6 protein-coding genes are annotated in these 5,365 nt (G+C 69.2%); all 6 read left to right on the top strand.

Translation table 11 applies throughout. The features are described from left to right. Positions 1-279 (top strand): oligopeptide/dipeptide ABC transporter ATP-binding protein (locus ACWDAK_RS40460; RefSeq protein WP_427396268.1); only part of this gene is annotated, 279 nt, incomplete at its 5' end. A 153-nt stretch (positions 280-432) separates the two neighbouring features. After that, the gene (locus tag ACWDAK_RS40455; RefSeq protein WP_427396269.1) at positions 433-2,064 is read left to right on the top strand and encodes a peptide ABC transporter substrate-binding protein; all 1,632 of its coding nucleotides are present in this window, start codon (positions 433-435) and stop codon (positions 2,062-2,064) included. Positions 2,065-2,137: 73 nt separating this feature from the next. Continuing rightward, positions 2,138-3,061, top strand: a complete 924-nt coding sequence (locus tag ACWDAK_RS40450) for an ABC transporter permease (RefSeq protein ID WP_344641555.1) — start codon at positions 2,138-2,140, stop codon at positions 3,059-3,061. Positions 3,062-3,161: 100 nt separating this feature from the next. Continuing rightward, positions 3,162-4,082, top strand: coding sequence for an ABC transporter permease (locus ACWDAK_RS40445; RefSeq protein WP_425557889.1), 921 nt, complete (start codon positions 3,162-3,164; stop codon positions 4,080-4,082). A 12-nt stretch (positions 4,083-4,094) separates the two neighbouring features. Next, on the top strand, positions 4,095-5,156 hold the full coding sequence (locus tag ACWDAK_RS40440) for an ABC transporter ATP-binding protein (RefSeq protein ID WP_344641553.1): 1,062 nt from the start codon (positions 4,095-4,097) through the stop codon (positions 5,154-5,156). After that, the coding region (locus ACWDAK_RS40435; protein ID WP_427396270.1) for an ATP-binding cassette domain-containing protein at positions 5,098-5,365 on the top strand (268 nt) is incomplete at its 3' end. The genes ACWDAK_RS40440 and ACWDAK_RS40435, both read left to right, overlap by 59 nt.

Below are 5,365 nucleotides of genomic sequence, written 5' to 3'. Positions count from 1 at the left end.
CACGCCACCCATCCGTACACCCAGGCGCTGCTGTCGGCGGTGCCGGTGCCGGACCCGACCGGCCGCGACGGGCGTGAGCGGATCATCCTGTCCGGAGACATCCCCTCGCCGGCCAACCCGCCCTCGGGCTGCCGCTTCCGCACCCGCTGCTGGAAGGCCGAGGAGCGCTGCTCCACCGAGCTGCCGCTGCTCGCGGTGCCCTCGCTGGAGGGGCCGGCCGCGCACGAGTCCGCGTGCCACTTCGCCGCGGAGCGCGAGGTCGAGCAGAGCGCTGCCTGACGATCCGCCAACCACCGGGTCCGGTTCGCACGTCGGTGCGGGCCGGGCCCGGTGGCGTTCGGGTGGCCCATCCGGGGGCATGTCGGTCGCGTCGCCGGGGCCCCTCGCCCCTCATGGGTTGTGATCGTTTCACAGACCCCGAGGAGGACACCCATGCCTACGGTCTCCCGAGTGCGCTGGGCCGTGACCGCTGCGACGACGCTGGCTCTGGCGGCCACCGGGTGCGGCGGTGCGGCCGGCGGCGGTGGTGGCGGCGGCTCCAGCGGGATCGTCACGGCATGGTGGGGCGATCCGCAGAACCCGCTGGAACCGGCCAACACCAACGAGGTCAACGGCGGCGCGGTACTCGACATGATCTTCACCGGCCTGATCGCGTACGACCCGAAGACCAGCAGGGCCGGCAATGCGATGGCCGCGTCGATCACCTCCGGCGACCAGCAGAACTGGACCGTCAAGATCAAGCCGGGCTGGCGGTTCAGCGACGGCACACCCGTCACCTCCTCGTCCTTCGTGGACGCCTGGAACTACGGCGCGCTCTCTGCCAACCGGCAGGTGAACTCCAGCTTCTTCCAGTACATCCAGGGCTACGCCGACGTGGCCCCCGCTTCGGGAAGCCCCACGGCCAGGACCATGTCCGGCCTGAAGACGGTGGACGACAACACCTTCACCGTCGCGCTCAGCCAGAAGTTCTCCGCATGGCCGCAGACCCTCGGCCACGCCGCGTACTACCCGCTCCCGAGGAGCTTCTTCTCCGACCACGCGGGCTATCTGGCCAAGCCCGTGGGCAACGGGCCCTACACGATCGCCTCGTGGACCAAGAGCCAGCGGATGCAGCTGCGGCCCAACCCCGACTACGCGGGCGACAACAAGCCCAAGAACGCCGGTGTCGACCTCAAGGTCTACACCGACACCAACGCCGCCTACGCCGACCTGCAGGCCGGGAACCTGGACATCGACAACGGCCTGCCGAACAGCGCGCTGAAGAGCGTCCAGTCCGACCTCTACGGGCGGTTCCTGAGCCGGCCCGCCGGCATCATCCAGACCATCTCCTTCCCGCTCTACCGGCCGGGCTGGAGCACCGAGAACGCCAGACTCGTCCGCCAGGGCATCTCGATGGCGATCGACCGCGACACCATCAGCAGGGTCGTCTTCAACAACACCCGTACTCCCGCCGGTGACTTCACCTCGCCCGTCCTCGGTGCCTCCGGCGGCTACCTGGACGGGCTCTGCGGCGACGCGTGCAAGCACAACCCGGACCGGGCGAGGCAGTTGATCCAGCAGGGCGGCGGCATCCCCGGCGGTCAGCTGACCATCAGCTACAACGCCGACGGTCCGCACAAGGAGTGGGTCGACGCGGTCTGCAACAGCGTCAACAACGTGCTGGGGGACACCAGGGCGTGCGTCGGCCGCCCGGTCGGCACATTCGCGGACTTCCGCAACCAGGTGCACGGCAAGCAGATGACCAGCGCCTTCCGGACCGGCTGGCAGATGGACTACCCGCTGATCCAGAACTTCCTGCAGCCGGTGTACGTGACCGGGGCCTCCTCCAACGACTCCGGCTACGCCAACCGGGCCTTCGACGCCCTGGTGAACCAGGCCAACGGCGAGGCGGACCAGGCGAAGTCGGTCACCACCTACCAGGACGCGGAGCGGATGCTGGCCACCGACCTGCCGGCGATCCCGCTCTGGTACCAGAACGGCACGGTCGGCTGGTCGTCCCGCACCTCCGGCGTGATGCTGAACCCCTTCAGCGTCCCGGTCTACACCGAGCTCACCGTCAAGTAGCCGACCATCGAGGCCGGTTCGCCAGCGCGGTGGACCCGGCCGCCGCCTGATCGACGGCCGACTGGAGGTTCGCATGGGTCGCTATGTGGTCAGACGCCTGCTCCAGATGGTCCCGGTCTTCATCGGGACCACCTTCCTGATCTTCGTCATGGTGCACGCCCTGGGCGACCCGGTGAACGCGCTCTTCGGCGACCGGGCGCCGGACCCGGCCGTCGCGGCGCAGATCCGCGCGCAGTACAACCTGGACGATCCGCTCTGGCTGCAGTACGTGAAGTACATGGGCCGGCTGTTCCGCTGGGACTTCGGCACCACCTTCAGCGGCCAGAGCGTCACCTCGCTGCTGGCCACCGCCTTCCCCACCACGCTCAGGCTGACCGCGGTGGCCTTCGTCATCGAGGTGGTCCTCGGGATCGCGCTGGGACTGCTGAGCGGTCTGCGCCGGGGCGCACTGGCCGACAGCGGCGTGCTGGTGCTGACCCTGGTGGTGATCTCCGTCCCGACCTTCGTCACCGGCTACGTGCTGCAGTACCTGGTCGGGGTGAAGTGGGGCGTGGTGCCGGCGACCGTCGGCGACCAGCTGACCCTGGACCGGCTGATCCTGCCGGGCATCGTGCTGGCCTCGGTTTCGCTGGCGTACGTCGCCCGGCTCACCAGGACCACCGTCGCCGAGAACGCCCGGGCCGACTACGTGCGCACCGCCGTCGCCAAAGGGCTTCCGCGCGGCCGGGTGGTGGTGAACCACCTGCTGCGCAACTCGCTGATCCCGGTGGTCACCTTCCTCGGCACCGACCTGGGCGCGCTGATGGGAGGCGCGCTGGTCACCGAGCGGATCTTCAACATCCACGGTGTGGGCTACTACCTGTACCAGGGCATCGTCCGCCAGAGCACCAGCACCGTGGTGGGTTTCGTGACCATCCTGGTGATCATCTACCTGGCGGCCAACCTGCTCGTCGACCTGCTGTACGCGGTCCTGGACCCGAGGATCCGGTATGCCTGACCAGGAGAAGTACCACGAGGCGGACCCGTTGGCCGAGGCCGGCACCGAGGAGTTGGAGCTCCAGAGCGCGGTCGAGAACCGGACCTTCGACCTCGGCACCATGGAGGCCCAGTCGGTCCTGAAGAACGAGCGGCAGCAGGACGGGCCCGGCACCCCCGGCGCCGACGACCGGATGGCGGCCCGCAGCCTGTGGCAGGACGCCTGGTACGACCTGCGGCGCAACCCGGTCTTCATCGTCTCCGGGCTGCTGATCCTCTTCCTGATCGTGACGGCGCTCTGGCCCGGCCTGCTCACCTCCACCGATCCGCTCAGATGCGACCTGTCCAGATCCCAGCAGAGCGCCACCGCCGGCCACCCCTTCGGCTTCGACAACCAGGGCTGCGACGTCTACGCCAGGACGGTGTACGGCGCCCGTGCCTCGATCACCGTCGGCGTCTGCGCCACGGCCGGTGCGGCACTGGTCGGCACCCTGCTGGGCGGTGTGGCCGGCTACGCCGGAGGCTGGTTCGACTCGGTGGTGTCCCGGCTCGCCGACGTCTTCTTCGGCATCCCGATCCTGCTCGGCGGGCTGGTCTTCCTGTCCGTGGTGCCCAGCCAGTCGATCTGGATCGTGGTGGCCTTCATCGTGGTGCTCGGCTGGCCGCAGATCGCCCGCATCTCCCGGGGCTCGGTGATCACCGTCAAGCAGCAGGACTACGTCACCGCCGCCCGCGCGCTCGGGGCCGGCGGCGTCCGGACGCTGCTGCGGCACATCCTGCCCAACGCCGTCGCCCCGATCATCGTGGTGGCCACCATCGCGCTCGGCACCTACATCGCGCTGGAGGCCACCCTGAGCTTCCTCGGCGTGGGGCTCAAGCCGCCCACGGTCTCCTGGGGCATCGACATCTCCTCGGCCTCGGACTCCTTCCGGAACGCGCCGCACATGCTGCTCTACCCCGCGGGGGCGCTCAGCATCACCGTGCTGGCGTTCATCATGCTCGGCGACGCGGTCCGCGACGCCCTCGACCCCAAGCTGCGCTGAGGAGGGCCGACGATGGCTACCAGTGTGAGCAGCCGGCAGACCGATCCCCGGGCGGCCGAGTCCGGCCCCGTGGACGCCCCGCTGCTCCGAGTGCGCGACCTGCACGTGGAGTTCCGCACCAGGGACGGCGTGGCCAGGGCGGTCAACGGCGTCGGTTTCAGCGTCCGGGCGGGCGAGACGCTGGCGGTGTTGGGCGAGTCGGGTTCGGGCAAGTCGGTGACCGCGCAGGCCGTCATGGGCATCCTGGACAGCCCACCCGGCTTCGTGACCGGGGGTGAGATCCTCTTCAAGGGCCGGGACCTGCTGAAGATGGGGTCGGACGAGCGGCGGAAGATCCGCGGCTCGCAGCTGGCGATGATCTTCCAGGACGCGCTCTCCGCGCTCAATCCCGTGCACTCGGTGGGCTGGCAGCTCGGCGAGATGTTCCGGGTGCACCGGGGTGCCTCCCGCAAGGAGGCCAGGGCCAGGGCCGTCGAGCTGATGGAGCGGGTGCGGATCCCGGCGGCGAAGGAGCGGGTGAACGACTATCCGCACCAGTTCTCGGGCGGTATGCGTCAGCGCATCATGATCGCGATGGCGCTGGCCCTGGAGCCGGACCTGATCATCGCGGATGAGCCGACCACGGCGCTCGATGTGACGGTGCAGGCGCAGGTGATGGAGTTGCTGGCGGAGCTGCAGGCCGAGTACCGGATGGGTCTGATCCTGATCACCCATGATCTGGGGGTGGTCGCGGACGTGGCCGACAAGATCGCGGTGATGTACGCGGGGCGGATCGTGGAGACCGCCCCCGTACACGAGCTGTACGCGCGCCCGGCGCACCCGTACACCCGAGGTCTGCTGGACTCGATCCCGCGTCTGGACCAGAAGGGCCAGGAGCTGTACGCGATCAAGGGCCTGCCGCCCAACCTGCTGCGGATTCCAGCGGGGTGTGCGTTCAACCCGCGCTGCCCGATGGCGCAGCAGATCTGCCGTCAGGAGGTGCCGAGGCTCTTCTCCGTCACGGAGGAGGACGGGAGTGCGGTGGCCGGGCGGGGCAGTGCCTGCTTCTTCTGGAGGGAGACTCTCCGTGGCTGAGCCGATCCTTGAAGTCCGGGAGTTGGTCAAGCACTTCCCGTTGACGCAGGGCATTCTGTTCAAGAAGCAGATCGGTGCGGTCAAGGCCGTCGATGGCATCTCCTTCGAGCTGCGCAAGGGCGAGACCCTGGGCATCGTCGGTGAGTCCGGCTGCGGGAAGTCGACGCTGGCCAAGGTGCTGATGAACCTCGAGCGGGCGACCTCCGGTG

It is taken from the genome of Kitasatospora sp. NPDC001175 (assembly GCF_053598215.1).
The sequence above is the reverse complement of the archived record's forward strand: the minus strand, read 5'-3'. Positions and strand labels throughout refer to the sequence as shown.

What these genes read in the sequence shown, in the direction of transcription:
- ACWDAK_RS40455 (WP_427396269.1), top strand. Translation starts at nt 433, where the DNA reads ATGCCTACGGTCTCCCGAGTGCGCTGGGCCGTGACCGCTGCGACGACG.
- ACWDAK_RS40450 (WP_344641555.1), top strand. Translation starts at nt 2,138, where the DNA reads ATGGGTCGCTATGTGGTCAGACGCCTGCTCCAGATGGTCCCGGTCTTC.
- ACWDAK_RS40445 (WP_425557889.1), top strand. Translation starts at nt 3,162, where the DNA reads ATGGAGGCCCAGTCGGTCCTGAAGAACGAGCGGCAGCAGGACGGGCCC.
- ACWDAK_RS40440 (WP_344641553.1), top strand. Translation starts at nt 4,095, where the DNA reads ATGGCTACCAGTGTGAGCAGCCGGCAGACCGATCCCCGGGCGGCCGAG.